The 13,927-nt window shown below is 64.4% G+C and carries 13 protein-coding genes and 1 pseudogene; 10 read left to right on the top strand and 4 right to left on the bottom strand.

Going from position 1 to position 13,927, the window contains the following annotated elements; all coding sequences use genetic code 11:
• The first annotated feature begins 20 nt into the window (after window positions 1-20).
• Genes AC0KVN_RS00070 through AC0KVN_RS00025 form a run of 10 tightly spaced genes read left to right on the top strand, consistent with a single transcriptional unit; the run spans window position 21 to window position 9,979 of the window.
• A complete protein-coding gene (locus tag AC0KVN_RS00070) occupies window positions 21-1,073 on the top strand; it encodes a lytic murein transglycosylase (protein ID WP_435567543.1) in 1,053 nt (350 codons plus the stop codon).
• Window positions 1,057-2,028: a septal ring lytic transglycosylase RlpA family protein gene (locus AC0KVN_RS00065; protein WP_435567544.1), complete on the top strand. Its 972-nt coding sequence runs from the start codon at window positions 1,057-1,059 to the stop codon at window positions 2,026-2,028. The genes AC0KVN_RS00070 and AC0KVN_RS00065 overlap by 17 nt, the downstream gene beginning before the upstream one ends.
• 47 nt (window positions 2,029-2,075) lie before the next feature.
• Window positions 2,076-3,239 carry a D-alanyl-D-alanine carboxypeptidase family protein gene (locus AC0KVN_RS00060; protein WP_004207133.1) on the top strand — a complete coding sequence of 388 codons (1,164 nt, stop codon included), beginning with the start codon at window positions 2,076-2,078 and terminating at the stop codon, window positions 3,237-3,239.
• Complete coding sequence (gene tmk, locus AC0KVN_RS00055; protein WP_435567545.1) at window positions 3,236-3,862, top strand: dTMP kinase; 627 nt, start codon at window positions 3,236-3,238, stop codon at window positions 3,860-3,862. Before AC0KVN_RS00060 ends, tmk begins: the two co-directional genes overlap by 4 nt.
• A complete protein-coding gene (locus AC0KVN_RS00050; protein ID WP_270093294.1) occupies window positions 3,859-4,830 on the top strand; it encodes an AAA family ATPase in 972 nt (323 codons plus the stop codon). Before tmk ends, AC0KVN_RS00050 begins: the two co-directional genes overlap by 4 nt.
• A gap of 43 nt (window positions 4,831-4,873) precedes the next feature.
• Window positions 4,874-6,442, top strand: a complete 1,569-nt coding sequence (metG, locus tag AC0KVN_RS00045; RefSeq protein WP_435567546.1) for a methionine--tRNA ligase — start codon at window positions 4,874-4,876, stop codon at window positions 6,440-6,442.
• A 3-nt stretch (window positions 6,443-6,445) separates the two neighbouring features.
• Entirely contained in the window at window positions 6,446-7,234 is a 789-nt protein-coding gene (locus AC0KVN_RS00040; protein WP_333884195.1) for a TatD family hydrolase, read from the top strand.
• Window positions 7,231-8,019 carry an MBL fold metallo-hydrolase gene (locus AC0KVN_RS00035; RefSeq protein ID WP_435567547.1) on the top strand — a complete coding sequence of 263 codons (789 nt, stop codon included), beginning with the start codon at window positions 7,231-7,233 and terminating at the stop codon, window positions 8,017-8,019. Before AC0KVN_RS00040 ends, AC0KVN_RS00035 begins: the two co-directional genes overlap by 4 nt.
• Window positions 8,019-8,678, top strand: a complete 660-nt coding sequence (locus tag AC0KVN_RS00030; protein WP_435567548.1) for a retropepsin-like aspartic protease family protein — start codon at window positions 8,019-8,021, stop codon at window positions 8,676-8,678. Before AC0KVN_RS00035 ends, AC0KVN_RS00030 begins: the two co-directional genes overlap by 1 nt.
• The gene (locus AC0KVN_RS00025) at window positions 8,675-9,979 is read left to right on the top strand and encodes an MFS transporter (protein ID WP_435567549.1); all 1,305 of its coding nucleotides are present in this window, start codon (window positions 8,675-8,677) and stop codon (window positions 9,977-9,979) included. Before AC0KVN_RS00030 ends, AC0KVN_RS00025 begins: the two co-directional genes overlap by 4 nt.
• 78 nt (window positions 9,980-10,057) lie before the next feature.
• Here AC0KVN_RS00025 and AC0KVN_RS00020 read toward each other — a convergent pair whose 3' ends face one another.
• From AC0KVN_RS00020 to tnpC, 4 genes and pseudogenes are all read right to left on the bottom strand, one after another.
• Window positions 10,058-11,119, bottom strand: a complete 1,062-nt coding sequence (locus tag AC0KVN_RS00020) for a phosphotransferase family protein (protein WP_483655201.1) — start codon at window positions 11,117-11,119, stop codon at window positions 10,058-10,060.
• A complete protein-coding gene (locus tag AC0KVN_RS00015) occupies window positions 11,116-12,090 on the bottom strand; it encodes an acyl-CoA dehydrogenase family protein (protein WP_435567551.1) in 975 nt (324 codons plus the stop codon). The genes AC0KVN_RS00020 and AC0KVN_RS00015 overlap by 4 nt, the downstream gene beginning before the upstream one ends.
• A 61-nt stretch (window positions 12,091-12,151) precedes the next feature.
• Window positions 12,152-12,391: pseudogene (locus AC0KVN_RS00010) on the bottom strand (transposase); the annotation flags it as partial.
• Between the two features lie 46 nt (window positions 12,392-12,437).
• On the bottom strand, window positions 12,438-13,927 hold a 1,490-nt coding region (gene tnpC / locus AC0KVN_RS00005; RefSeq protein ID WP_483655200.1), incomplete at its 5' end, for an IS66 family transposase.

Genomic DNA, 13,927 nt, shown 5'->3' with positions numbered 1-13,927 from the left:
TGGCTGTGCCACAAAAGGTCATGGCAGATTCTCGGTTCAATTCGCTGGCCATTGCGCTGATGATGGGTTTTTCGACGGTTGTGGCGGGATTGGCCGCGCCGCAGGTCGCGGTTGCGCAGGATGATGGGGATTTTCGCGCCTATCTGGAATCCTTGCGCCCCAAGGCACGCGCCATGGGCATTCGCGACGCGACGCTGGACGCCGTCTTCCCGACCCTGACGATCAACCCGCGCGTCGTGGCGCTCGACCAGAGCCAGCCGGGCGGGGGCGCCTATTCGCCCATTCCCAATTTCGAACCCTATCGGGTCAAGCATGTCGATGCCGCGCGGATCAGCCGCGGGCGGGCAGTCTATGCCGCCAATCGCGCACGACTGGCCCGGATTGAGGCGGAAACCGGCGTGCCCGAGGAAATCATGGTCGCCATTTTCGGCCACGAAACCAACTACGGCTCCTACACCGGCGATTTCGACCTGATCCGGTCGCTGGCGACGCTCGCGCACGAAGGGCGCCGCCGCACCTTGTTCGAGCCGGAATTGCTGGCGACACTCAAGATGCTGAACGATGGCGTGCCGCGCAGCCGGCTGGTCGGCAGCTGGGCCGGGGCGACCGGCTATCCGCAATTCCTGCCCTCGGTCTATCTCAAGCTCGCCAAGGATGGCGACGGCGATGGCCGGGCGGATATCTGGACCAGCCAGGCGGATGCGCTGGCGTCGATCGCCAATTATTTCGTCGCGGCGGGATGGCGGCGGGGCCAGCCCTGGGGCGTGGCTGTCAGCGTGCCGACCAGCTTCAACCGCGCCTCGGTGGCGGCGCGCACGACGGCGCCGCGCTGCCCGCGGGTGTTCAACCGCCACAGCCGCTGGCTGACCATGGCCGAGTGGCGCAAGCTGGGCCTGTTCCCGGCCAGTGGTATCTGGCCGGCGGACACTGTCATGGCGACCCTGCTGGAGCCGGATGGGCCGGGCAAGACCGCCTATCTGCTGACCAGCAATTATCGCGCGATCCTCGACTATAATTGCTCCAATTTCTACGCTCTTTCCGTGGGGTTGCTGGCCGATGCGGTCAAGCAATAGGAACTGGCTCGCGCTTGGCGGCGCGGCGTCTCTGCTGGCCTCCTGCGGCAGCGAGCAGGCGGTTGCGCCGCCGGCGCCACGCCCCGCGCCACCTTTAACGGCGCCAGCGGTTGCGGACGAACCGGTCAAGATCGGCGAACCCTATAGCGTGGGCGGCAAGACCTATGTCCCCGCCGATCCGGTCAATTATGACGAGGTCGGCTATGCCAGCTGGTATGGCGAGGAGGCTACGGGCAAGCCGACGGCCAATGGCGAGGATTTCGTGCCGTCGGCGATCAGCGGCGCCCACAAGACCTTGCCCCTGCCAAGCTATGTCGAGGTGACGGCGCTGGGCAGCGGTCGCACCATTCTGGTCCGGCTCAACGATCGTGGTCCGTTCAGCGACGACAAGCTCATCGACCTGTCGCGTGGCGCGGCCGAACAAATGGGCATTACCGGCGACGGCGCTGCGGCCGTTCGCGTTCGCCGGGTCAATCCGCCCGAGCAGGAAAAGGCGCTGCTGCGCGCTCATCACCGCGCGCCCGAGCGGATCGAGACGCCGCAGCCCTTGCTCAAGGTGCTGCGCGGGCGTCTGGCGCAAGTGCCGGCAAGCCCGCCAGCGCAGGTTCAGACCGCACGCCCCGTCGTTCAGGCGATCCCGGTCGCGAGCAGTTCCAGCCGTGCCGGCGCCTCCTTCGATACGCCCGCGCCACCCGTTCCCAAGCCGGTCCCGAAGGCCTCGACACCGGCAAAACCGGTATCAGGTAGCTATGTCGTTCAGGTTGCGGCTCTTTCTTCCCAGAGCCGGGCCGAGGCGCTGGCCAGGCAGATCGGCGCGCGCGCCGTTGCGGCCGGCTCGGTCTGGCGGGTGCGCTATGGTCCTTATCCCTCGCAGGAGGCGGCGCAGGCCGGCGTGAAGGCAGCGGCAGCGAAGGGCTTTGCGAATGTCCGTGTCATGGCTAATGACGCGCGCTAATCATAGCGATGCGTCCAGCGAATCTATCCAGTCGAAGGCTTGAGTTCATGAAGAAAACCGTTGCCGCCACTCTCTTCGTCGGTCTGCTGGCCCAGCCGCTGGTTGCCGCGGCCCCGCCTTATACGAGCGAGGCGCCGATCGCCTATCTCAAGGATCTTTCCTCGGGCGCCGTCCTCTATGACAAGGGCGGCGAGACCCGGATGCCGCCGGCGTCGATGGCCAAGATGATGACGGCGCATGTCGCCTTCCGCCTGATCCAGAAGGGCGAGTTGAAGCTCGACACCAAGTTCACGGTTCGTCCGGAAACCTGGCAGCAATGGCACGGCCCCAAGGCCGGTTCGACCATGTTCCTGTCGGTGGGCGAGCAGGTGTCGGTCGAAAATCTGCTGCACGGCATCGTCACCCTGTCGGGCAATGACGCCTGCGTCGTGCTGGCCGAGGGCATTGCCGGCACCGAGCAGGCGTTCGTCGCGCTGATGAACGAGGAGGCCAAGCGCATGGGCCTCAAGAACAGCCATTTCGGCACCAGTAATGGCTGGCCTGACGAGGGCGTGACCTATGTCACCGCCGAAGACCTGGCCAAGCTTGCCGAAGCCACGATCGTAGAAACGCCGGATCTCTACAAGAAATTCTACGCCACCCGCTCCTTCACCTGGGGCAAGACCATGGGCGGCTCCGACATTGCGCAGGCCAATCGCAATCCGATCCTGGGTAAGATCGCGGGCGCCGACGGCCTCAAGACCGGCCATACCGAAGAAGCCGGTTTCGGCTTCACCGGTTCGGCCGAACAGGATGGCCGCCGCCTGGTGATGGTGGTGGCCGGCCTGACCAGCTTCAACGGCCGGATTACCGAATCCGTCCGCTTCATGGACTGGGGCTTCCGCGCCTGGAAGGCGCAGCCGCTGTTCAAGAAGGGGCAGACGGTCGAGACCGCGGCGGTCCAGTTGGGCAGCGCATCGACCGTGTCGCTGGTCGCACCGCAGAATATGGCGGTCACCATGCCGCGCACCGCATCGGCCAATGTGAAGGTGAAGGTCGTCTATACCGGCCCGATCAAGGCGCCGATCGCCAAGGGCCAGCAGATCGCCCAGCTCATCGTCCAGACCCCGGATACGCCGCCCCAGGTGCTGCCGCTGGTCGCTGGTGAAGATGTCGCGGAAGCGGGCATTTTCGGTCGTCTCTGGAATGGTCTGAAGTCCTTCTTCGGGTGATAACAGGCCGTTTCATCACGCTCGAAGGCGGCGAGGGCGCCGGCAAGTCGACCCAGCTTCGTGCGCTGGCGGCGGCTCTGCGCGCGCGCGGGCTGGAGGTTGTCGAGACCCGCGAGCCGGGCGGCAGCGAAGGGGCGGAAGCGATCCGTGCCATGCTGCTGACTGGCGGCGCTGACCGCTGGAATCCCCGCGCCGAAGCTCTGCTGTTCGCCGCCGCGCGCGCCGACCATATCGAAAAGACGATCCGACCGGCGCTGGCCCGTGGCGCCTGGGTTCTGTCCGATCGCTTCCTCGACAGCAGCCGTGCCTATCAGGGGCAGGGCGAACTTAGCGATGCCGACATATTGGCGCTGCACCAGATCGGCAGCGCCGGATTCCTGCCCGATCGCACCTTGTTCCTGACCCTGCCGGAAGCCGAGGCGGAAGCCCGCGCCCATGCCCGTGACGGCGACGTGTCGGACCGGATCGGCGGCCGCGATCGCAGCTTCCACCGTGCCGTGGCCGATGCGTTCGTCCGCTTTGCCGCCGATGAGCCGGCACGGGTCCGCGCGATCGACGCGTCGGGCACGGCTGAGGATGTCACGGCCCGGCTGCTCGCGGCACTGAACGACCTGCTGTCATGACGTCGCTGGTCGGGCATGACGCCCAGGCGCAGACCCTGCTGGCGGCGGCAAGCAGCGGTCGCATGCATCATGGCTGGATATTGACCGGCCCGCGCGGCATCGGCAAGGCCAGCTTCGCCCGCGCCATGGCGATGCGCCTGCTGGCGGATGCGGCCGGCCCGAAGATCGAGGGCGAGGGTCTCGCCGTTCCCGAAAGCCACCCGATCCGCCGCCTGATCGAGGCGAGCGCGCATCCCGATTATGCCGAACTGGCGCCGCTGGAAAAGGATGGTGTTACCGCGCGCAACATCAGCGTCGACCAGGTGCGCGGCCTGCAACGGCTGATCCAGTCGGCGCCCTCGCTCTCTTCGCGGCGCATCGTCGTGATCGACAGTGCCGATGATCTGGAGCGCGGCGCCGCCAACGCCCTGCTCAAGACGTTGGAAGAGCCGCCGGCGGACATGATCTTCCTGCTGGTCAGCCATGCGCCCGGCCGGCTGCTGCCCACCATCCGCTCGCGCTGCCGCACGATGCGCTTCGATCCGCTGTCGGACGGCGCCATGGCGACGGTGCTCCGGCGCGAGGATGAAAGCCTGTCCGGGCCGGAACTGGACGCACTGCTGCGCGCCGGGGAGGGCTCGCCCGGTCGCGCGCTGCGCTATGCGGGCCTCGACCTTGCGGGCCTTGAAAAATCGCTGCTGGCGATCGCTGCCGATGGTGATCCGGGCAATCGGGAACGGCTGCGCCTGGCCAAGGCGTTGGCGGGCAAGGCGGCCAAGCCGCGGTACGAAGCCTTTCTGGAGCGCGCGCCTGCCTTCATTGCCCAGGCCGCCCGGACCCGCCATGGCCCCGCACTGGGCAGCGCGCTCGATCATTGGGAAGCTGCGCGGCATCTGGCGGGCGGTGCGGTGATCCTGTCGCTCGATCCGGCCTCGGTCGTTTTCGAGCTGGGCGGCCATGTCGCGGCATTGGCTGAGGCCGCGACCTGAAAAGCGGCTTTGCGACGACGCGAACAGCCGCTAGGGAGGCTGCATGTCGCAGCCTTACACCATCACCACCGCCATTTCCTATCCCAACGGCCGTCCACATATCGGCCATGCCTATGAGGTGATCGCCACCGACGCGATCGCCCGTTTCCAGCGGATGATGGGCCGCGATGTCTTCTTCCAGACCGGAACCGACGAACATGGCCTGAAAATGGCCCAGACGGCGCGCAACCGGGGCATCGAGCCGCGCAAGCTGGCCGATGAGATGTCGTCCTATTTCAAGCAGATGAACGATAGCCTGAATATCAGCTATGATCGCTTCATCCGCACCAGCGAACCCGATCACCACCGCGCCAGCCAGGCGATCTGGCAGGCGATGGAGGCCAATGGCGACCTGTATCTGGGCCGTTACGAGGGCTGGTATTCGGTCCGCGACGAAGCTTTCTATGATGAGAAGGAAATCACCGAGGGCGAAGGCGGCGTAAAGCTGTCGCCGCAGGGAACGCCGGTCGAATGGACCGTCGAGGAAAGCTGGTTCTTCCGCCTGTCCAAATATCAGGACAAGCTGCTCGACCTCTATAACAGCCAGCCCGATTTCATCCGCCCGGAAAGCCGTCGCAACGAAATCCTGCGCTTCGTCGAGGGCGGCCTGTCCGATCTCAGCATTTCGCGCACCAGCTTCGACTGGGGCGTTCAGGTGCCCGGCGCCGACGGCCATGTCATGTATGTCTGGGTCGATGCGCTGACCAACTATATCACCGGCTGCGGCTATCCTGACGATGCGGAACGGATGGCGCGCTATTGGGCCGAGGGTGGCGATATCACCCATATCATCGGCAAGGATATCGTGCGTTTTCATACGGTGTACTGGCCGGCGTTCCTGATGAGTGCGAAGCTGCCGCTGCCCCGTCAGGTGTTCGGCCATGGCTTCCTGCTGAACCGCGGCGAGAAGATGTCCAAGTCGGTCGGCAATGTCGCCGATCCGATGGAATTGGCCGAACGCTTCGGCGTCGATCAACTGCGCTATTTCCTGCTGTCCGAAGTGACCTTCGGCAATGACGGCAGCTATAGCGCCGAAGCGATTGTCCAGCGCTCGAACAGCGATCTGGGCAACGCGTTCGGCAATCTGGCCCAGCGCACGCTGAGCTTCATCGCCAAAAATCTGGAAGGTCGCCTGCCGGCCGTGAACGGCCATGACGCCGCCGATACGGAGCTGTTCGCGCTGATCGACAAGGTCGTGCGCAGCGATATGCCCGCCGCCATGGCCGATCTGGCGCCTTCGGTGGCGATCGATGCTTGGCTGCGCGCGGCCTTTGCCTGCAACCAATATATCGACGCGCAGGCACCCTGGTCGCTGCGCAAGACCGATCCCGAGCGGATGGAGACAGTACTGGCGACGCTCTATATCGCCATCGCCCAGCTGGCGGTCGCGATCCAGCCGGTGATCCCGGCGAGCGCCACCGCGCTGCTCGACCATATGGGCGTGCCGGCGGACAAGCGCAGCTATGGCGCGATCGGCGATCATTGGTATAGCGATCTGGCCGAAAGCGATTTCGGGCTGGCCGCGCCCAAGCCGCTCTTCCCGCGCCTGGAACTGACCGAAGCGGACGCCTGACGGATGTTGATCGACAGCCATTGTCACCTAAATTACAAGGGGTTGATCGAAGATCAGCATAATGTGCTGGAACGCGCCCGTGCGCGCGGCGTCGACCTGATGCTCAACATCGCCACCCGCGAAAGCGAGTGGGACGATGTGCTGGGCACGGCGGTGCGCGAGGCGGACGTGTGGGCGACCGTCGGCATCCATCCGCACGAGGCAGACGAGCATCCCCATGTCGACACCGCCAAACTGGTCGAGCGCGCGGCCCATCCGCGCGTCGTCGGCATCGGCGAAACGGGCCTCGATTATTATTACGACCATAGCGATCGCGAGCGGCAGCAGAAAAGCTTCCGCAGCCATATCGCCGCCTGTCGCGAGACCGGCTTGCCGCTGATCGTCCATACGCGCGAAGCGGAAGAGGATACGCTGGCGATCATGCGGGACGAAATGGGGAAGGGGGCCTATGGCGGCGTCATCCACTGTTTCACCGCCAGCGGCGCCTTTGCCGATGCGGCGATGGAATTGGGTTTCTATATCAGCATTTCGGGCATCGTGACCTTCAAGAGCGCGAAGGATCTGCAGGAAACCGCCGCGCGCCTGCCGCTCGACCGGCTGCTGGTGGAAACGGACTCGCCCTTCCTCGCCCCGGTGCCCCATCGCGGCAAGCCGTGCGAACCGGCCTTCGTTGCCGACACGGCCCGCTTCCTTGCCGATCTGCGCGGTGAAAGCATCGAGCATCTGGCAGAAGCCACCTCGGCCAATTTCCTGCGCCTCTTTGCCAAGATCGAGGGCCGGCCGCAGGCATGAGCCTCAAGCTGACCATCCTTGGCAGCGGCACATCCTCCGGCGTTCCCCGGATCGGCAATGATTGGGGCACCTGCGATCCAACGGAACCGCGCAACCGCCGCACCCGCGTCTCGATCCTGGTGGAAAGCGCGACGACCCGGATATTGGTCGACACATCCCCGGACCTGCGGACGCAATTGCTGGCGGCCGACGTGATCGACATCGACGCGATCCTGTGGACCCATGACCATGCCGATCACAGCCATGGCATCGACGATGTCCGCCAGTTGTTCCATCATCGCGGCAGCCCGATCCCCGGCTATGCCCGTGCCCAGACGATGCGCCTGCTCCAGGCCCGCTTCGCCTATGCCTTTGCGGGGAGGGGGGGCTATCCGCCGATCATCGTCCCGCATGATCTGCCCGATGGGCTGCGGATCGGCGATATCGACATTGCCTGCACCGACATGCCCCATGGCGACATTTATTCGACTGGATTTCGTTTCAGTCATGATGATAGTCATGTCGGATATGCGACGGATTTTCATGCCATAACCCCGGATATGCTGGCGCTGTTCGATGATCTCGACATCTGGGTGGTCGATGCGCTGCGCGCCCGGCCGCATCCCACCCATGCCCATCTGGAGATGACGTTGGCGGGGATCGCGGCGACCCGGCCCAGGCGCGCGATCCTCACCCATATGGACCAGAGCATGGATTATGCCACTCTGTGCGCCACGCTCCCCAAAGGCGTGGAGCCGGGCTATGACGGGCTGGTCATCGACCTCAACGACGGAGCACCCCACTGATGGACGGCACGGATCAGGCGATGTCCAGCATCTGGTATCTGCTCGCCCTGGTCCTGGTCGGCTCCGCGCTCATCGGCCGCCGCATCGCGCTGGGCAGCTTCGTGCGGATGGCGCTGCTCTGGGTGCTGATCTTCGGCGCCCTGCTCGGCCTCTTCACCTTCGCCCAGAAGGCGGGGCTGATGCCGGCACGGTTCGCAGCGGAGGAGGGGGCCTTGCTCCAGCCGCAGAACAGTGCCGAGCCCATATCACAGCCCGCGCCGCCGCCGGCCCCACCGCCGATCCAGTCCGATGGTCAGGTGGTGCGCATTCCGGTCGCGCGGGACGGCCATTATTGGGTGGAGGGCATGGTCAACGGCATGTCCGCGCGCTTCCTGATCGACAGTGGCGCGACCATCACCGCCCTTTCGGAGAATACCGCCCGCGCCACCGGCCTCAATATCGACATGAACGCGCCCCCGATCCCGCTCAACACCGCCAATGGCAAGATCGACGCGCGCCGCGCCAGCATCTCGACCCTGACGGTCGGGCCGCTGCGCGCCAATGATGTCGAGGTCGTCGTCTCGCCGGCGCTGGGCGACGTCAATGTCATCGGCATGAACATGCTGTCCCGTCTCAAAAGCTGGAGCGTTGAAAATGGTGAAATGGTGCTGACGCCATGACGTCACATGAGAGGCAGGGTGCCGCACCCGACAAACGGGCCCGGCTCAAGGCGATCATCGGTGGTTCCACCGGCAATCTGGTCGAATGGTATGACTGGTATGCCTATGCTGCTTTCACCCTCTATTTCGCGCCGCATTTCTTCCCGAGCGAGGATCGCACCGCCCAGTTGCTGAGCGCAGCCGGCATCTTTGCCGTGGGCTTCCTGATGCGACCGATCGGCGCCTGGCTGATGGGCGTCTACGCCGACCGTCACGGCCGCAAGAGCGGGCTTACCCTGTCAGTGTCGTTGATGTGCGCCGGATCGCTGCTGATCGCGGTGACGCCGGGCTATGAGGTGATCGGCGTCGGCGCGCCGCTGCTGCTCGTGCTGGCCCGGTTGATGCAGGGCCTGTCGATTGGTGGTGAATATGGTGCCAGCGCGACCTATCTCACCGAAATGGCCGGCAAGGACCGACGCGGTTTCTATTCCAGCTTCCAATATGTGACGCTGATCGCCGGGCAGTTGGTGGCGATCTGCGTGCTGCTGCTGCTCCAGTCTATCCTGACGGAGGCGCAGCTTGACGCCTGGGGCTGGCGCATTCCCTTCGCCATTGGCGGCGCACTGGCGGTGATCGTCTTCTGGCTGCGGCGCGGCCTTGCCGAAACCCAGAGCTATGAAGTGGCCAAGGCCGAAGGCGCGCCCAAGTCCGGCTTCATCGAACTCATCACCAACCATCCGCGCGAAACGCTGACGGTGATGCTGCTGACCGCCGGCGGCACGATCGCCTTCTATGCCTATTCCATCTACATGCAGAAATTCCTGGTCAATACGGCTGGCTTCGGTCGTGAAACAGCGTCGGAAATCAATGGGATAGCATTGTTTATTTTCATGCTGTTACAACCGGTGGCCGGCGCCTTGTCCGACCGCATCGGGCGCAAGCCGCTGATGATCGGCTTCGGCGTCATGGGCATGCTCTGCACCTATCCGATCTTCGCCACGCTGGCGGTGACGCGCGATCCGCTGGTCGCCGGGCTGCTGGTGATGGCGGGCCTGGTGATCGTCACCGGCTATACCTCGATCAACGCGGTGGTGAAGGCTGAACTGTTTCCCGCGCATATCCGCGCGCTCGGCGTCGCGCTACCTTATGCGCTCGCCAATACCTTGTTCGGCGGTACGGCCGAGTTCGTCGCGCTCTGGTTCAAACAGTCCGGGATGGAATCCGCTTTCTATATTTATGTCAGTGTCATGATCGCGATCTCGTTGACGGTCTATGTCCGCATGCGCGACACCAAAGCCCATAGCCGCATCCTAGAGGATTGATCCGGCAAGGACTTCACAGCCAACATAAGTTTAACATAATATATATTATCAGACTTTTTTGTCGCATAGTTAGGCTGTTCAGACAGCCCCTTCTGCATATCGCCGTGCGATGCTGGCAAGCTCCGGCAAAATAGCGACCATCGTCGAAGCGTTGGGCGAGGCTGCCGTTCCGCGCGCAAGCCGACCCTTTATGCCGTGAACGATCGCGGCAAAGCGGAACAGGTTGAATATGATGTGGAAGTCCAGGTCGGAAAGCTCCGCCTGCTCCGCCCGACGGGCATAGGCCGCCACATAGGCCTGCTCGGATGGCAATCCCTGCGCCACCAGATCCATACCGGCCAGCCCCGACATGATGTGACGCGGCAGACGATACATCATCAGATGATAGGCAAAATCGGCAACCAGATCGCCCAGCGTCGACAATTCCCAGTCCAGCACCGCTAGCACTTTCGGCTCGGTCGGATGGAAGATCATATTGTCGATGCGGAAATCGCCATGGATGATGCGGGCCGGACGCTCGGGCGGCAGATGCGCCGGCAGCCATTCGATCAGCCGGTCCATGTCCGCCAGCCGCCCCGCCGCCTCATCCTCGCGATATTGGCGTGACCAGCGCGCAATCTGGCGCGCGACATATCCGTCCCGGCGGCCATAATTCCCCAGGGCGGCGACATCGGGTTCGATCCGATGCAACTGCGCCAGCGTCGCGTTCATCGCATCGAAACAGGCAGATCGCTCGTCCTTCGGCAAGTCGGGAAGTGCGGGATCCCAGAATATCCGCCCTTCCACCATCGCCATGACATAGAAGGGCGTGCCGATGACTGCCGTATCGGCGCAATAGCCATGAATGCGGGGCACGGGAAAGCCCTGGCCAGCCAGCGCCGTCATCACCCGCGCTTCCCGATCGATCGCATGCGCGCCGGGCAGCAAGGCACCGGGCGGCTTGCGCCGCAACACATAATCGCGCCCGCCAGCGGACAGATGATAGGTCGGGTTGGATTGGCCGCCCTTGAACTGGCGGACGGTCAGCGCGCCGCCATAGCCATCGACATTGTCGGCCATCCAGGCCGCCAGGCGGGCCTCGTCGAAACGATGGCCATCACGCACAGCACCGATATCGGCCTGATCGACGATCCCGCTCATCCCAGTGCCGCCAGCGTCTCGCGTTTGATGCGCTTGGCGAGGCTCCATTTATGCACCTCGGTCGGGCCGTCATAGATGCGGAAGGCGCGGATTTCGCGGAAGATCTGCTGGACGATCGTGTCGCCTGAAACGCCGGTGCCACCCATCACCTGCACGCAGCGATCGGCGACGCCGAACAGCAGGTCGGATACCGCCACCTTGGCCATCGAGCTTTCCGCCGTTCCCGCTTCGCCCGCATCGAGAATGCCGGCGCACCAGTCCACCATCAGCGCCGCCTGCTGCAAGGCGATGCGGTTGTCGGCCAGCATGAAGCCGACCCCTTCATGATCGATCAGCGGTTTGCCAAATGCCTGGCGCCGAACGGCATAGGCGCAGGCGATTTCGTGCGCACGGCTCGCAGCGCCCAGCCATCGCATGCAATGGGTAAGCCGCGCCGGCGCCAGTCGGAGCTGCGCATAGTCGACCCCCTTGTGTGGCGCGCCCAATATCTGGCTGGCCGGCACCCGCAGGCCGTCAATCGCGATGATCGCATGGCCGCCCGGCATGACAGAGTCGATCGTGTCGAGCACCCGCTCGATCCGCACCGCAGGGTCGGGCAGGTCGACCAGGAACATGGTCGCCCCCTGCTCCGTCCGCGCCATGATGATGCCGATGCGCGCGCCGTCGGCACCGGTGATGAACGCCTTGCGCCCGTTGATGACCCAATCATCGCCGTCCTGTGATGCCATGGTCTGCATCATCAAGGGATCGGACCCGGCACCGCCCTCGTCCGCCGGTTCGGTCATGAAGAAGGCGGAGCGCGCCTGCCCCGCCAGCAGTGGCGTCAGGAAACGGGCCTTCTGCTCCGGCGTCGCCACCCGCCCGAGCAGGTACATATTCCCCTCGTCCGGCGCGGCGACGTTGAGTGCGACGGGGCCGAGCGGCGACAGGCCCGCCGGGCAGTCGAGGAGCATCCCGATATCCCCGTCCATGCCACGACACCCGAAGGTGTGACGATCGAGGTGGGTTCAGGCCGATATCATTTCATCAGGTTCAGGCCCATGACCTGAACAAGTGGGGGCACCGGTCATAGCGGGTGGGGACGCGCCGCCAGTCTTTGGAGCGACCGAACATGATTTCGAGGCGGTTGGGATTCCTCTTATACCGACAGGTGCCGTATTTGACGGCCTTATTGCGGGATTTCCGAGCCGGACAGGGGGCAATCCCTTTTTCCTGCACCGCATTGCGGAACCTGTCGGTGTCATAGCCCCGATCGCCCAGCAGCGATTGGGCTTTGTCGCTGTTTTGTAAGCGCTAAAACACCCCCACGGGGGAGCGCTCAGGCGGCCTGATCGATGACGGGGCTGGTGGCAGCGCGACTATCTACCCAGTTGCATGGGAGCAGATCATCGATGGGATCTGCATCGCCGCGCAGGACGATGCGGGCGAGGACATCGGTGAGGTAGGCCTGAGGGTTGATGCCGCCCAGTTTGCAGGTTTCTATCAGGCTGGCAAAGGTCGCCCAGTTTTCAGCCCCCAGGTCATGGCCTGTGAACAGGGCATTTTTCCGCTGGAGGGTAATTGGCCTGATTGAGCGCTCGACGGTATTGTTATCCAGCTCGATCCGTCCATCCTCAAGGAAGCGGACGAGGCCCTTCCAGTGGTTGAGGGTGTAACCGATGGCCTCGGCTGTATGGGAGCCGCGGGGTAGTTTGGGCAGCATTTCCTTGAGCCATGGCAGCATGTCCGTGATGATCGGAGCGGCTTCAGCCTGGCGCACCGCCAGTCTGTGTTCGGGGCTGGAGCCTCGGATACGAGCCTCGATCTTGTAGAGCCCGGCGATCCGCCGCAGGGCCTCATCGGCGACCGGTGCGTTGCCGCCCTTGGCATCGTCGAAGTAGCCCCTCCTGACATGTGCCCAGCAGAAGGCGAGCGTTCCGGGACCGGCCCTTCGGTCCGGCGCCTCGATATGCTTGTACGCGCCATAGCCGTCGCACTGGACGATGCCGGCGAAGTCCCCGAGCAGCTTTTCCGCCCAGACTTTCCCGCGACCTGGCATGTAGGTGTAGGCGACAGCCGGTGGATCGGTGCCGCCATGCGCGCCATCATCACGAGCGATCGCCCAGAGATATCCCGTCTTCACCTTGCCGGTACCGGGAGCCAGGACCTTGGCCGTGGTCTCGTCAACGAACAGCCTCGCGCCCGATAGGAGGTCGGCCTTCATCCGGCTGGTCAGGCGGCAGAGCCAGGCGGCGGCTCTGCCTGCCCAGTTGCACATTGTTCCCCTGTCGATCTCGATACCCTGGCGCCGCATTGCCTGTGCCTGCCGGTAGAAGGGAGTGTGATCGGCATATTTCTTGACGAGAACATCGGCGATCAGCGCCTCGGTGGGCAGGCCGCCTGGCACCACATGCTTGGGCGCAGGCGCCTGGAACACGCCATCGCTGCATGCCCGGCACGCCATTTTCGGTCGGGACGTCACGATAACGCGATACTGGACAGGGATGACATCGAGCCGGCTTGATATGTCGCTGTCGATGCAGTGCAGCGCGCCTCCGCAGCAGGGGCATTCCGTCTCGTCAGGGAGGATCACTTCCTCAACGCGGGTCAGATGCGCTGGCAGCGACGCCCGTGCTGTCCCAGGCTCCCTTCGCGCCCGCTCCTTCTTTTGGCCCGCTGCGGCCGCAGCCTGCTCGGCCAAGGCTTCCAGTTCAGCGCGGGCAACATCGAGGTCGTCGAGGCCCAGCGCCAACTGATCCTCGTTCAGTTTCTCCGACCGTTTTCCGAATGTCGTCCGGGTGATCTGGTCGATGATATGCTGCATCCGAG

It is taken from the genome of Sphingobium sp. SG1, from assembly GCF_057063145.1.
The sequence above is the reverse complement of the archived record's forward strand: the minus strand, read 5'-3'. Positions and strand labels throughout refer to the sequence as shown.